The organism is Immundisolibacter cernigliae (assembly GCF_001697225.1).
In the GTDB taxonomy this organism is placed as follows: domain Bacteria; phylum Pseudomonadota; class Gammaproteobacteria; order Immundisolibacterales; family Immundisolibacteraceae; genus Immundisolibacter; species Immundisolibacter cernigliae.
Genome location: NZ_CP014671.1, coordinates 3,212,559 through 3,226,296, shown reverse-complemented (window position 1 = coordinate 3,226,296; position 13,738 = coordinate 3,212,559). Strand labels below are relative to the sequence as shown.

15 protein-coding genes are annotated in these 13,738 nt (G+C 66.9%); 5 read left to right on the top strand and 10 right to left on the bottom strand.

Features of this window, described 5'->3' with window-relative positions; all coding sequences use genetic code 11:
* Positions 1-194 precede the first annotated feature (194 nt).
* The 10 genes from PG2T_RS15150 to PG2T_RS15110 all read right to left on the bottom strand — a co-directional run bounded on the left by PG2T_RS15150 (position 195) and on the right by PG2T_RS15110 (position 7,177).
* Positions 195-896 (bottom strand): hypothetical protein, encoded by a 702-nt coding sequence (locus PG2T_RS15150; protein WP_145931118.1) that lies wholly within the window; start codon positions 894-896, stop codon positions 195-197.
* Positions 897-1,101: 205 nt separating this feature from the next.
* Positions 1,102-1,569: a hypothetical protein gene (locus PG2T_RS16180; protein ID WP_075968202.1), complete on the bottom strand. Its 468-nt coding sequence runs from the start codon at positions 1,567-1,569 to the stop codon at positions 1,102-1,104.
* Positions 1,570-1,777: 208 nt separating this feature from the next.
* Complete coding sequence (locus tag PG2T_RS15140; protein WP_068807391.1) at positions 1,778-1,984, bottom strand: helix-turn-helix transcriptional regulator; 207 nt, start codon at positions 1,982-1,984, stop codon at positions 1,778-1,780.
* Between the two features lie 83 nt (positions 1,985-2,067).
* The gene (locus PG2T_RS16175) at positions 2,068-2,502 is read right to left on the bottom strand and encodes a hypothetical protein (RefSeq protein WP_145931117.1); all 435 of its coding nucleotides are present in this window, start codon (positions 2,500-2,502) and stop codon (positions 2,068-2,070) included.
* Between the two features lie 24 nt (positions 2,503-2,526).
* Positions 2,527-2,814 (bottom strand): NadS family protein, encoded by a 288-nt coding sequence (gene nadS / locus PG2T_RS15135; protein ID WP_068807388.1) that lies wholly within the window; start codon positions 2,812-2,814, stop codon positions 2,527-2,529.
* Positions 2,811-3,155 (bottom strand): type II toxin-antitoxin system RelE/ParE family toxin, encoded by a 345-nt coding sequence (locus PG2T_RS15130; RefSeq protein ID WP_068808536.1) that lies wholly within the window; start codon positions 3,153-3,155, stop codon positions 2,811-2,813. The genes nadS and PG2T_RS15130 overlap by 4 nt, the downstream gene beginning before the upstream one ends.
* A gap of 28 nt (positions 3,156-3,183) precedes the next feature.
* Complete coding sequence (locus PG2T_RS15125; RefSeq protein ID WP_068807386.1) at positions 3,184-4,407, bottom strand: tyrosine-type recombinase/integrase; 1,224 nt, start codon at positions 4,405-4,407, stop codon at positions 3,184-3,186.
* Between the two features lie 246 nt (positions 4,408-4,653).
* Entirely contained in the window at positions 4,654-5,172 is a 519-nt protein-coding gene (locus PG2T_RS15120) for an aromatic-ring-hydroxylating dioxygenase subunit beta (protein WP_068807383.1), read from the bottom strand.
* Positions 5,173-5,182: 10 nt separating this feature from the next.
* Entirely contained in the window at positions 5,183-6,493 is a 1,311-nt protein-coding gene (locus tag PG2T_RS15115; protein WP_068807380.1) for an aromatic ring-hydroxylating oxygenase subunit alpha, read from the bottom strand.
* 114 nt (positions 6,494-6,607) lie between these two features.
* Positions 6,608-7,177 carry a class I SAM-dependent methyltransferase gene (locus PG2T_RS15110; protein WP_158513226.1) on the bottom strand — a complete coding sequence of 190 codons (570 nt, stop codon included), beginning with the start codon at positions 7,175-7,177 and terminating at the stop codon, positions 6,608-6,610.
* Positions 7,178-7,511: 334 nt separating this feature from the next.
* Between PG2T_RS15110 and PG2T_RS15105 the strand changes: the two genes are divergently transcribed.
* Genes PG2T_RS15105 through mtgA form a run of 5 tightly spaced genes read left to right on the top strand, consistent with a single transcriptional unit; the run spans position 7,512 to position 13,737 of the window.
* Positions 7,512-8,468 (top strand): efflux RND transporter periplasmic adaptor subunit, encoded by a 957-nt coding sequence (locus PG2T_RS15105; RefSeq protein WP_158513225.1) that lies wholly within the window; start codon positions 7,512-7,514, stop codon positions 8,466-8,468.
* Between the two features lie 8 nt (positions 8,469-8,476).
* A complete protein-coding gene (locus PG2T_RS15100; RefSeq protein WP_068807374.1) occupies positions 8,477-11,545 on the top strand; it encodes an efflux RND transporter permease subunit in 3,069 nt (1,022 codons plus the stop codon).
* A 43-nt stretch (positions 11,546-11,588) separates the two neighbouring features.
* Complete coding sequence (locus PG2T_RS15095; protein ID WP_068807371.1) at positions 11,589-12,572, top strand: NADPH:quinone oxidoreductase family protein; 984 nt, start codon at positions 11,589-11,591, stop codon at positions 12,570-12,572.
* On the top strand, positions 12,569-13,030 hold the full coding sequence (locus PG2T_RS15090) for a methyltransferase family protein (protein WP_068807367.1): 462 nt from the start codon (positions 12,569-12,571) through the stop codon (positions 13,028-13,030). Before PG2T_RS15095 ends, PG2T_RS15090 begins: the two co-directional genes overlap by 4 nt.
* A complete protein-coding gene (gene mtgA, locus PG2T_RS15085) occupies positions 13,027-13,737 on the top strand; it encodes a monofunctional biosynthetic peptidoglycan transglycosylase (protein ID WP_202816372.1) in 711 nt (236 codons plus the stop codon). Before PG2T_RS15090 ends, mtgA begins: the two co-directional genes overlap by 4 nt.
* Position 13,738 lies beyond the last annotated feature (1 nt).

Genomic DNA, 13,738 nt, shown 5'->3' with positions numbered 1-13,738 from the left:
CGCCTGCCGGCGCCGTGCGATGGCAAGCCTCGGCCGGCCGGTCGAACTCGCCCGCTGGTCGGATCGCCACTGCTGGTACGTCACGCCACGTTCGGCCAGCCACTTGCGAAGCTGTAGCGGTGCGCCTTCACTATCCTGGCGCCTGTCTGCTGCTGCAAATTCTTTCATCGGTGTGTCTCCAATTTGATGATCGGTTAAGCGGCCTTCGGCCTGTAGAGCCAGGTGCCCGGCGTGACTGTGCCGGCAGCGTCGACGTTGACTTCACGAACGCCACCCGGCCCGGCCGCGATGTGCTTGCCAATGCCCATGCGATCGACCTTGACCTCGGGCGGCGTGAAGGTGCCAGCCTCGACGTAGCCCAGGCGCTCGCCCTCAGCCACGCGCAGCCAAAACAGCGAACCAGGCTCGTTCAGGTACCCGCGAACCAACTGCGACACCTGCGGCAGGGTGCCCATCGAAACGCCAGAATCGTGTAAGCCCTGCCAGAACTCCCGGCGGCGATCCTGCGCCACCAGCAGGTCGCGAGCGGCTTTCAGTTCATCCTGCACCAGCTTCGCGAATGCCGGCCGGACGGCTTCGCAAATCTCACGCGACGCCTTGGCGCGCTCTATCTCGGCTTGCTGCGTCGCTAGCCTGACAACCTCTTGCAGCAACCCGACTTGCCGGCACGCTCGCGCGTACTGCTCGCGCATCGAACCAAGGTCAGCGACGGCGGCATCGTCGCCGGCCAGCATTCGCTGCGCTTGATCCGCCAGCGTCTCGCGACGATCCCGCGCGCCTTCAAGAGTCGCCAGCAATGCGGTGCACTCGGCTTCGGCATCGACCAGTCGCGCTTTGACTTCGGTCAGCTTTAATTCGGCAGCGACGTACTCAGGAAAATCAGAAAATTTGCTCACGGTAGAGTCCTCAAGATTTACCGGCAGCCGGCCGGCGCGGATTAGTCAATCGGTCAGGCTGGCGATTAGGCCGGATTGCTGCCTGTACAGCGATCAAAGCTGAAGCAAGTAAAGGCCCATGGTAGATTCTATAAAGGTGTACGGCTGGCGGGGCACAAAAATATGGAAAAACGGCCCGACTACCCCGCCACACGGGGCAATAGGGTTACCTTGGAATGGCCATTGCCCGCCAGCCGGGGCAATGTACCCCGCCAGCCGGGGCAGCGATTTTTTGCGGCTGCCATTCGCGCCATGCGTTCAACGGAACCGGCTTGGCCCGCACGTCTAGCTTGCCGTCGCACTCGTGAATCGGCTCCCAGGTGATCGCATATAGGCTGCAACGGTGGCGGCCGCCCTGCCGTGTTTGCGTCAGGAAGCCTTTCTCCAGCAGCCCGGATAGCGCCTTGGCTAGCGTGTCCTTGCTCGACCAGCCGCGCTTTTGCATTAGGCTAAAAGTGCACGCTAGGTCGCCATTGTTTCGCCCGCGATACGCTGCGGCCACGTCAATCAGCAGCTTCACTTCATGCGCCGTCATTGCGGACCAGGCCGGACTGTTAAGAGCGTCGCGCGGCAGCGATAGAAACGGCTTACTGCTTGACCGGCCCTTCGCGCGCAGCCCACTCTTTGCGCTCATAGGCGCCTTCCCAGCGACTTGAAGGCGCTTTCGGGCGTTGCGGCTAGTCCCGTAGCCAGCAGGCGAACTGCGCGCCTTTGACGCCCGCTCATGCGTTCTACACTGGCAATGATCGCCCAGCGGCGCCACGCGGTACAATCGGCGACGAAGTGTTTTGAAGTGCCCGCCCCGCCCCGGTTGCCGCCGGGTGCGGGGTTTTTGCTGGCCATTAGGCAGCCTTCCGGCTCGCGGTGATTCGCGACTCGATCCAGGCGGTTATCTCGCTCTCGACCCAGCCAACGGCGCGGACGCCCAGCCGCACCGGGCGCGGGAAACTGCCCTCGGCCATCGCTGCGTAAATCGAACTGCACGACAAGCCGGTCATCGCCTCGACCTGCGGCCGGCGCAGGATGGAATCGTTGTTGCGTTGCGTCATGATTGAACCCCATGCAAGGCCCCGGCACCGGCCGGAACTCATGGGCGCATGTTGGCAATGCGGCCGCGCGGCGTCGATGTGTTTTATTCGGGCGGCTTGCGTTTCCTTGGGTGAATTCGATCCCTTACCGCGTCGGCGGTCAGGCCAAGATCAGCGCCCACCACCCGCAGCGCGTAATCGGAAGGTTTCTCGTCAATCGGGTAAACGCGCCCCCCTATCAGTTCGCCACTGCCGGCATGGTGCTTCGTTATCTCGGCAATCAGTCGATTAATTTCGTAAGCGCCGCGCGTTATTTCGCGTTCCCATTCCGTAAGGCCAGGCCGACCACGACGGGTTTGCTTTGTGCCGTATATCTCGGTCAGGTAGTCGCGGACACAAGGCGGGAAGTCGGTGAATGCAAATGCCCGTTCATGCAAAACCTTTATCTCGGTGCCGAGTCTCTGTGTCGCAGCGACCAGCGGCGCGACATTGCCGGCCCGCGCCACCTCCACCAGCGCTTGCCATTCGCTTTCGTCCATGCCACCCCTTCCGTGCACTTCGATTCAGGCGGCCAGCGCCCGCAGCACGGCCTTCGGTTCGCGCTGTATTACGTTGAGCAATACCAGCGCCGGGCCTTTGGGCGTGCGGTCGCCGCGTTCCCAATGCCGCAGCGTCGCCACGGAAAACCCAAGGCGCGCCGCGAACTGTGCTTGTGTGAGCCCCAGCCCTTGGCGCAGCGCTTTAACGTCCACGGGGCGCATGGCATGCACGCGTGCCGCCACCGGCTCGCCTTTGGCGTGCGCGATGGCCTCTTGCAGCCCTTGCCGAATACTTTCGAATGCCTCACTCATGGTTTGCTCCTTTTGATCCACGCCGTTTGCAACACGTCCACCAGCTCAGCCAGCGCGTTGCGTTCGGCCTTGCTCAGGTTGGCCCGTTCGTTCTTGGCGAACAGCGTCAGCAGGTACAGCGGCATGGCCTCGCTGTGGAAGTAGTAAATCACTCGCACGCCGCCACTCTTGCCGCGGCCGTCGCGCCCCCAGCGCAGCTTTCGAATACCGCCGGTGCCTTCCAGTAAGTCGCCTGCTTTCGGGTGTGCCGCCAGGTAGTCGATTACGCCCCGGCGCTGCGCTTCAGTCAGCAGTTTGTCCGCTCGGCGGATGTATTCGGGCAGCTCGCCGATGGTCAACATGGGCAGCAATTGTAATCCAAAGGATTAGTCATGCGCCACGGCGCAGCGGCACCACGCCGGCCACGGGCGCCACAATGCCGCAGAACTGCGCCCACTCGGCCATCAGCCGGCGCCGCTTGTCGAACAGCGTGCCGCGTGCGTAGGCGGCCTCGGCTCGGTCCCGTAACTGGTGCGCCAGCGCGTGTTCGATGACCTCGCGCGGGTAGGCTGTGCATTCGCCGGCCCAGTCCCGAAAGGTGCTTCGGAAGCCGTGCGTTGTGACAGCCCGGCCCATGCGCTTCAGGACGGCCGACAGCGTCATGTCGGATAGCGCGGCGCCCTTGCTGTTCGGGAACAGCAGTTCGCTGCCGTCTATGCGCGGCAGGGTTCGCAGCAGTTCCACGGCCTCAGCGGACAGCGGAACCCGGTGCTCTTTCGCGGCCTTCATCCGGGCGGCCGGTATCGTCCACACGGCCTGCGCTAGACCGACTTCGGCCCAGGTCGCGCCCCGCACCTCACCCGATCGCGCGGCCGTCAGAATGGCCAGTTCAAGCGCACGGGCGCCCATGCCGGCCTGCTGCCTCAGTTCGGCCATGAATGCGCCGATCTCCTGCCACGGCAGTGCGGCGTGATGCTCGACCTTCGCCACCTTGCCGGGTGCCGGCAGCAGTTCCTTTAGGTGGCCAGTCCACCGGGCCGGGTTGTCGCCGGTGCGGTAGCCGCGCGCCGTGGCGTAGTCCAGAACCGACTGAATGCGCCCGCGAAGCCGTGACGCGGTTTCTGTTTTCGTGGTCCAGATCGGTTCAAGGATTTGCAGGACGTGCGGTAGCGTCACGTCGGCCACGCTCAGCGCGCCGATGATCGGGCTCGCGTACTGCGCCAGCGTGGCGCCCCACTGCGCGGCGTGCTTGGCGTTCTTCCAGCCGGCCCGCTTGGCCTCGATGTAGCGCTCGGCGCACTGCTGGAACGTGACGGCCGATGCGCGGGCGGCCCGTGTGGTGCTGCCCGTGCGCGTGTCGATCGGGTCCAGCCCCCCGCGCAGCAGCTCGCGGGCCTCAGCGGCCAGGTGCCGGGCCTTGACCAGCGTCACGTCCTTGACGGCGCCCAGACCCATCTCGCGGGTTTTGTCTTGGCGGGTGTACCGGAATATCCAGGATCGGGTGCCGGACGCACCGACGCGAAGGTAAAGCCCCCCGCCGTCCGGGTAGTGCCCCCTATCCTTGGCGCCTGTCACCTCGCGCGCCGTGAGTCGGTGCAGCGTGTGCTTTCCCATGATTCTGTCCCATGTTTTGTCCCATGTTTCGGATCAGGATAGTACAGGCTTTTGCCGGAACGTGCTGGAACTCAATTCCCTTGAAAACCGCTCCAGTGCTTACGTTTGCCGGAAGTCTTGGGAACGCGCTGGAACCCCATACAGCGGACACCCTCTCCGCCAATTCCATTCCCCCCGAAACCGCCCAGCCGGCGGTTTATCGACGCTGCCTACCCGAGGGCGGGCGAGGCTGATTCACGCAGCCGCTCAGACCAGGAAGCTCAGGTTCGGGCTCATCAGCACGACCTCGTCCATCAGGATGTCGCGCGCCGCCAGGCGCAGCTCGCCGCCCTCCTCGCGCAGCCGATCCTCGCGGCGACCGGAGAAGAAATACGGCGTGCTTTGCGTCGGGCGCACGCGAAATACCAGCACGTGGCTGGTCACCAGGAACGTGCCCGGCTGACCGCCGTCGTAGGCGCGGATGTTGGTCACGAAGTGGCGAGTGATGGTCGGCGGGCTCTCGGCCGTCGTCGTCGAAGGCCGCGACCACAGCTCGATGCGCGTTGCCAGGGTGGCGTAGTCGTCGTCGAAGTAGCCATTCACGAACTGCGACTGCGGCGCCTGGCCTTCGTAAAAACCCCGTCCCGGCATCCGGTAGCGAATATCCGGCGTGACCCGCTCCAGCCAGCGACCGTAGGCGTGCTGGTCGAACAGCTCGGCCTCGTCGTACAGAAAATTCAGGATGCGCCGGTAGGTGGCGTCGTCGACTTGTGGGTTGTTTTCCATCGCCCCGACCTCAGCCTGCCATCAACTCGCGCCAGCGCAGCAACAGCCCGAACTCGGACATTTCCGAGTAGGTCGAGCGGTAAGCCTCGCCCGGCCCGGGGAAGTCCGCAATACGTTCGTCCTGCGAGGCCAGAATCATCTGAAAGCTGCTCATGCGCTCGCGGCCGATGGTGCCGCGGCTGCCGGCGTCGATGGCAGCCCAGGCCTCGGCATCGTCCTGGTCGAAGGTGCCGGCGGCGGTGAAGGTGCGGATGCCGGCCTGCAGGCTCGCCTGCTTGTACTCGTCCGGCGCCTCGCGGTCGGCGAAGAACCAGTTCCAGATCTCGGTGCGATCCGGCCCGGTCGGCTGCCAGACGCGCACGTTGAAAAAATTCACCGGCGGCTGGTCGGGCCGGAACGTGATCGGGAAATGCACCCAGGACAGGTTCGGGAAGATGGTCATCACCTTGTTGAACAGCTTCGATTTGAGCTGTAACTGGCCCGGCGTGAGCGTCTTCTGGTACAGCGCCACCATGTCCGGGTGAAAACCCACCCACGGCGGCATGCCCGGTGGCAGGTCCACGAAAATGCAGCCGTGGCCGTTGCCGGCACGCACCGCCGGGCCTTCGATGGCCAGGTCGCGCAGCACCTCCAGCGGCATGCCGCCTGCAATCTTGCGCGTGATCGGGCCGTGCGTCTTGAGTGCATGCGGGCCGTCGGCGGCGAAGTTGACGGCGCCGTATTTCCAGTTTTTCTGCGCCACCCAGCGGATCGGCGCGCCGAGCGCCTGCGCGCCGCCCGGCGTGCGCGCGAACAACATGTCGATGTACCAGCGGGCGTCGCCCAGGTATTCGTCCAGACTCGGCGCCTGCGGATCGAAGGTGGCGAAGATCAGCCCGGCGTGCACGCCAACGCGCGCCTGCACCAGGTTGAAGGTGGCCAAATCCACGCGGCCCTTGTAGGCCTCCGGCGCGTCCGCCATGGCGGTGAGCTGGCCGGTGTTGTCGAAGCTCCAGCCGTGATACGGACACACATAGCCCATGGCATTTCCGGCGTCGGCACGGCACAGCAGTGCGCCCCGATGCGGGCAGGCGTTCAGGAACACGCGCAGCGCGCCATCCTGCCCGCGGGCCAGGATCACCGGATCGTCACCCATTACCCGGCGCAGGTAATCACCCGCTTTGGGCAGCTCGCTGTCGTGGCCCACAAACAGCCAGCTGCGCGCGAAAACGCGCGTCAGCTCCAGGCGGTGAATTTCCGGATCGGTAAATATGCGGCGGCTGACCAGGCCGGTTTCGGGGTCCACCAGTTGGCCCGGGTGACCAAGATCGTCGATCTTCATGCCGCGTTCCTCCGTGAACGAACCGCGCTACCGCGGTACAAACGACTGTCCGTTAAATTGCCTGAGCCGACGCCGGATTGGCAACCATCGCGTCAGGCGCGAGCGAACGCCATGTCACGCAACACAACTGTAGACCAACGCCGGCGGCGCGTTCAGGAACACCGGATGAATGTCCAGATGCCCGAACAGATCCTGCAGACTGCGCCGGAAACGACGACTGGTCGGCAGCACCTGTGCATGCACGAAGCTGTAGGACACAAACGACCCGCCCGGCCGCAGTGCCGCGCGCACGGCGTTGACGACCGAGGCCTGGTGCGCGGCGCTGAAATTGGCAAACGGCAACCCGCAGACCACCGCATCGACCTGCGGTATGCCGCGCTCGGCAAGCACCTCGGGCAGGCACTGTGCGGCGGCGTTGATCACCTCGACGCGCGGGTAGCGGGTAGCCACGTAAGCCGCCAGCTCGGTATCAAGCTCCAGCGCCAGAACTCGGCACGCCGGGTGAGCCCGCTGTGCCAGAAGACGCGTGAAGGCACCCGTGCCCGGTCCGAGTTCCACGATCACCCGGGCGCGGGCAAAGTTGATCGGGTCGGTGATCTGGCCGGCCAATGCCGGACTGCTGGGAAATGCCGACCCCATGCGCAGTGGATTGGCAAGAAAGGAACGCAAAAAGCGGATATCCAACAGCGACTCCCTCCTCACAGCGCACGGTGGCCGGCACCTTACGCGCGCGCAGCCGCCTGCACAAGGCGCGCCGCCGGCGTTCATGGCGTTCATGGCTTTTTTCTCTCGCCGGCGCATGCGTACCGTGCCGGCGCAGCGGCCACGGCTGGCGCGTTCGGCGGTTCAATCGGCAGTGCTACCCTACCGCCCCCTCGCAATGGACCGCGCGGTCAGCATGACTTTTATTACGGCTCTTCGACGGATTGTTGGCGCCGGGATGTTGGCTGCAGGTCTGCCGCTCGCCGGCTGTTCACGGCAACCAGCGGAACTCCCGCCGCCGCGTCCGGTGCGCGCCGTGCAGGTGCCGGCAGCGGGTGAGTTCGCGGCCCAGCAACGCTACGCGGCCCGTATCGAAGCCCGGCACGAGACGGTGTTGGCGTTTCAGGTCAGCGGCCGGGTCAGCGCCCGCCAGGCCGAAGTCGGTGACACGGTCGCGGCAGGCGCCGTGCTGGCCCGTATCGATAGCACCGATCTTCGCCTGCGCGTGCGCGAGCTGAGCGCCCGCCTGAGCGCCAGTCGCGCCGAGCGCGGGGACGCCGGGGCAGCGCTGCGCCGGGCCAATGAGTTGCGACCCAAGGGCTTCGTCAGCCAGGCCGATTTTGACCGCGCCACTTACCGGGACCAGGCTGCCGCGGCGCAGGTCGCGGCACTGACCGCGCAGCTGCAACTGGCCCGTCGGGATCTGGCCTACGCTGCGCTGACGGCGCCGACCGCGGGCGTCATCACCGCCCGCATGATCGAAGCCGGCCAGGTGGTGAGCGCCGGCCAGCCGGCCTTCAGCCTTGCGCAGGCCGGGCAGATCGAGGCGGTCTTCGACCTGCCCGAACACCAGCGCGCCGGGTTGCCGGACACCGTTCAGGTCACGCTGTGGACGCAGCCGGATCATCCGCTCACGGCGAAGGTGCGGGAAATCGCGCCGCAGGCCGCCGACGGCAGCCGCACCTACCGCGTGCGCACCACGCTGCCGGTTACCGATGGCCCGCCGCCCGGCCTTGGCAGCAGCGCCACTGTCGCATTTGCTGGGCCGGTCGCGCTGCCGGCCATTCCGTCCGCTGCCGTGCTCAAGCGTGATGACGGCCAGCCGGCGGTGTGGGTGGTCGACACCAACGGGGCGGTCCGGCTGCGCCCGGTGACACTCGGCCCGGTGCAGGGCGATCGGGTCTCCATCGCCGACGGCCTTGGCGCCGGTGACTGGGTGGTGACTGCCGGCGTGCACGATCTGCGCGACGGACAGGCCGTCAGCCTGCCCTGAGCGGCCGCATGTCCCGCTACAACCTGGCTGAATGGGGTCTGCGCCGCCCTGCCCTGACGGTCTACCTGATCGGTCTGCTCCTGCTGGGGGGCGCGGTGGCATTTTTTGGCCTGGGGCAGACCGACATGCCGAACTGGACCATGCGCGCCATGCCGATACGCGTGTTCTGGCCCGGCGCCAGTGCCGAGCAGATCGAGCAGCAGGTGGTCGACAAGATCGAGCGCAAGCTGCAGGACACGCCGTATCTGGACAGTCTGATCAGCACATCGAAGCCCGGCGAGGCATGGATCTGGGTCAACCTCGAAAACAGCCTGACCGATCCGAAGACCAAGGTGCCAGACATCTGGTACCAGGTGCGCAAGAAGGTCGGCGACATCCGCGACACCCTGCCGCCGGGCGTGCAGGGCCCGTATTTCAACGACGAGTTCGGCGACGTCTACCCGCTGGTGTATGGCATCTGGGGCGACGAGTTCAGCTATGCGGAGCTGAAGGATCAGGCCGACTGGCTGCGCGAGGAGCTGCTGCGCCTGCCGATCGTCGAGAAAGTGGTCCTGATCGGTGCCCAGCCGCAGCGGGTGTACCTGAACCTGTCGACGGCACGGCTGGGCAATCTGCGTGTGAGCCCACTGGCGCTGACCGAGGCCATCGCCGGCCACAACGCCATGCAGGCGGCCGGCCATATCGAGAACACCACCGATCGCCTGCGCCTGCGCCTGGGCGGCCAGTTCGGCAGCGTGGAAGACGTGCGCCGGGTGCCGGTTCCGGCCGCCGATGGCCGGCTGCTGACGGTGGGCGATCTGGCCGAAATCAGCGCCGGATACCAGTATCCGGCAGAACAGCTCATGCGCGTGAACGGCCATCCGGCGGTGGGACTCGCCATCTCGATGGCTGCCGGCGGCAATGTGGTCGATCTGCGCCGCGACGTGGTGGCGCTGATGGGGCGCCTGCAGGCCGGCCTGACGGTGGGCGTGCAGGCCACGCTGGTCGCCGACGAGCCGCAGGTGGTCACGCACACGCTCGACAAGTTCCTGTTCAAGCTGGCGGTGGCCGTCGGCATCGTGCTGCTGGTCAGCTACGCCACGCTGGGCTGGCGGTCGGGCCTGGTGGTGGCCACCGCCTTTCCGCTGGTGCTGGGCGCGACCTTCATGGCCATGAAGGTGATGGACATCGACCTGCAGCGCATCTCGCTGGGCGCGCTGATCATCTCGCTCGGCCTGCTGGTGGACGACGCCATCATCATCGTCGAGATGATGCAGGTGAAGATGCGTCAGGGCCTGGACCGCTTCCACGCCGCCAGCGCTGCCTACACCAGCACCTCGCTGCCGATGCTGACCGGCACACTGGTCACGATCGCCGGCTTCATGCCGATCGCGCTGGCAAAAACGGCGCTGCGCGAGTTCATGTTCGGCCTCTACGGCGTGATTGCGGTGGCCTTGCTGGTGTCCTGGCTGGTGTCGGTGCTGTTCACGCCCTACCTTGCCTACCGCATGCTGCCGGCGCAGGTGGGGCATCACGACGAGGTGTACGACACGCCCTTCTACAGGCGCCTGCGCGACCTGGTGCGCGCCTGCGTCAACCGCCCCGGGTGGATGGTGGCAACGGTGGCGCTGCTCGTGGGCCTGGCCGCCGTGGCCGGAAGGCAGGTCGAGAAACAGTTCTTTCCGCTCACCGACCGGCCGGACCTGATCGTCGAAACCTGGCTGCCGGAAGGCAGCTCGTTCGCCGCCAACGAGGCGCTGGCCAAGGACATCGACCGCCTGCTCAAAGGCGAAGCGGGCGTGCACAGCTGGGTGAGCTACATCGGTTCGGACACGCCGCGCATCTTCACGGACCTGTGGATCGAGCTGCCGGCCCACAATGTCATCAAGACCTACATCCAGACCACCGACCGGCCAACGCGCGACCGCCTGCGCGAGGCGCTGCGAACGCGCATCGCCCGCGATCTGCCGCAGGCCCGGGCGCGGGTGAACGTGTTTCCGTTCGGCATGCCGGCGCCGTCCTCGATCGAATACCGCATCACCGGGCCGGACCGGCACACGCTGCGCGAGTTCGCCGCGCAGGTCCGCGCCGTCATGCACGATCACCCGCAGACCAGCGGCGTCCATTACAGCTGGCGCGGGCCGGTCAGCACGGTGCGGCTGGATCTGGACCAGGCGCGCCTGACGGCGCTGGGACTGTCCGCGCAGCGCCTGGGCGAGTCGCTCGACATGCTGCTGTCGGGGCGGCCGGTGACCCAGCTGCGCGACGGCGACGAGACCATCGACGTGGTGCTGCGCCTGACCGAGGACGAGCGCACGCGCCTGGGCTACCTGCCCAACGTACCGGTGCCGCTTGCCGACGGCAGCAGCCTGCCCCTTGGCCAGCTGGCGCACCTTCAGCCGGCGGTGGAGGAAGGCGTGGTGAGCCACTACAACCGCATGCCGGCCATCATGGTGTATGCCGACCTGCCCTGGTACGTGCAACCGCTGGACGTGGACGCCCAGCTGCGGGAGCGGCTCGATGCCATACGCCAGCGCCTGCCGCTGGGCTATCACCTCGAGATTGGCGGCATCGGCGAGCTCAGCGCCGAGGTGGATGAGGCCATCGGCGCCGTCATGCCGATCATTGCCGTCGCCATCGTCACGCTGCTGATGATGCAGTTGCAGCACCTGGGCCTGACGCTGCTGGTGCTGGCCTCGGCGCCGCTGGGCCTGATCGGCGTGCTGGTCACGCTGTGGTTGGCGGACCTGCCGCTGGGCCTGGTGGCGCAGCTGGGGGTGTTGGCGCTCGCCGGCATCACCATGCGCAACACGGTGATCCTGGTGGATCAGATCCGCCAGGACGTGGCGGCCGGCCTGAGCCGCCACGAGGCGGTCATTGAATCGACCGTACGCCGGTTTCGGCCCATCGTGGTGACCGCCGCTGCCGCCATCCTGGCGCTGGTTCCGTTGCTGACCGATCCTTTCTGGGGACCGATGGCCTATGCCATGATGGGTGGCCTGCTGGTGGCCACGATGCTGACCGTGCTGTTCGTCCCGACGCTGTATGCGGCCTGCTTCAGGGTCCGATCGTCACCCGCTGCGCCGCCGCCCGTCTGACGAGGAAAATCCTCGCCACCCCCTGCCCGAGGATACGAACGCGATGAACGCCTGGCTGGTCCGCGACTGGTGCACGCCCGAACAGATGCAGTGGACCGACCTGCCACTGCCCGAGCCGGGCCCCGGGCAGGTGCGCATCAAGATCGCCGCCGCAGCGCTCAACTTTCTGGACACGCTGATGATCGGCGGGCGCTACCAGGAACGCCCGCCCCTGCCGTTCGCGCCCGGCGTCGAACTGTCCGGCACCGTGGACGCCGTGGGCACGGATGCCGCGCTCACGGTCGGCGATCGCGTGTGCGGGCTGGTCGGCCATGGCGCCTTCGCCGAGTACGCCTGCGTCGATGCCGGCGACCTGTACCGGGTGCCGGACGCCGTCGATCTGGTCGATGCCGCTGCGCTGCCCGTGGTCTACGGCACCGCTCACCATGCCCTGCTGGAGCGTGGCCGCCTGCAGGCCGGCGAGACCCTGCTGGTGCTGGCAGCGGCCGGTGGTGTCGGACTGGCCACCGTGCAACTGGGGCGTGCGCTGGGCCTGCGCGTGTTGGCCGCCGCCGGTGGGCCGGACAAGTGTGCGTTGTGCCTTGAGCACGGCGCCGAGCAGGCCGTCGACTATCGCGAGCCGACCTGGGCCGAACAGGTCAAGGCGGCCACCGACGGCCGCGGCGTGGATGCCGTGCTCGACCCGGTCGGTGGCGACTACACCGGCCAGGCGCTGCGCCTGCTGGCCTTTGGCGGCCGGCTGCTGATCGTGGGCTTTGCCGCCGGAGCGATTCCGGAAATCCCGGCCAACCGGCTGCTGCTGAAGGATCTGTCGGCGCTGGGCGTGATCTGGGGCGCCTGGCGCCGCCGCAATCGGCCGGCCGCGGCAGTGCAAATGGCCACCCTGTTCGAGCTGTGGCGACAGGGCGCCATCGCGCCGCTGGTGTCCGAGCGCCGCCCTCTACGCGACGCGCCGCAGGCCATCGCCGACCTTGGCGCGCGCCGCACCACCGGCAAGGTGCTGCTGATTCCGGAGGACACGAAATGAGCGCCGAAACCCCGCGCGTACCCCTACCACCGCCGATTCTGTATGCCGTCGCCATCGGCCTTGGCCTGTGGCTGGAGCGTCCCCTGCCGTGGCCGCTGCCGGGTGGCGCACTGCGATTCTGGAGCGGCGTGGTTCTGATCGCGCTGGCCGTGGCGCTGTTTGGGCTGTGCCTGCGCGAGCTGCGGCGCCACCAGACCACCATCAATCCGCACCGGGCGGCCAGCAATCTGGTCGAAACAGGCCCGTTTCGCTTCAGCCGCAACCCGATCTACCTCAGCCTGACCGTGCTGCTGGTCGGCGTCGGCCTGCTCGCCAGCAGCACCTGGGTGCTGCTGATGCTGCTGTGGGTGCTGCCGGTCATGCAGCGGCTGGTCGTCGCACGCGAGGAGGAGCACCTGCGCTGGCGCTTCGGCCAGGAATACGCAGACTACTGCGCACGGGTGCGCCGCTGGCTGTGAACCGCGCAGCGCGCGCGCTGCGCGGACTGCTGCGGGCACTGCGTTACGCGCTGCTGATCTTGCTGGCGGTGACTGTCGGGGCAGTGCTGGTGCTGCGCTGGCTGCCGCCGCCGTCCACCTCGTTCATCCTGCAAAACCGCATTGCAGCCCTGCGCGCCGGGTACGGCTTTTACCCCTACCCGTACCGATGGGTGGATTACGAAGGCATCGCGCCGGTCATGGCGCTGGCCGTGGTGGCGGCCGAGGACCAGCGCTTTCGCGAGCACCATGGCCTGGACCTGACCGGCATCCGGCAGGCGATTCGCGACAACCAGTATCGCAACCGCCCGCGCGGGGCCAGCACCATCACCCAGCAGACGGCCAAGAACCTGTTCCTGTGGCGCAGCCAGACCTTGCTGCGCAAGGGCATCGAGCTGTACTTCACCGGCCTGCTGGAACTGCTGTGGCCCAAGCAGCGGATTCTGGAGGTGTACCTGAACGTGGCCCAGTTCGGCGGCAGCGTGTTTGGCGTAGAAGCCGCCGCGCAAACCTACTTCAACAAACCCGCGGCGGCCTTGACCCGCCATGAAGCCGCCCTGCTGGCGGCAGCGCTGCCGTCGCCATCCCTGCTGCGGGTGGACGCCCCGTCGGACTATCTGCGCCAGCGCCAGCGCTGGGTGCTCAACCAGATGCGCCTTCTGGGGCCGGGCTACCTGCAGGGTTTGTGAG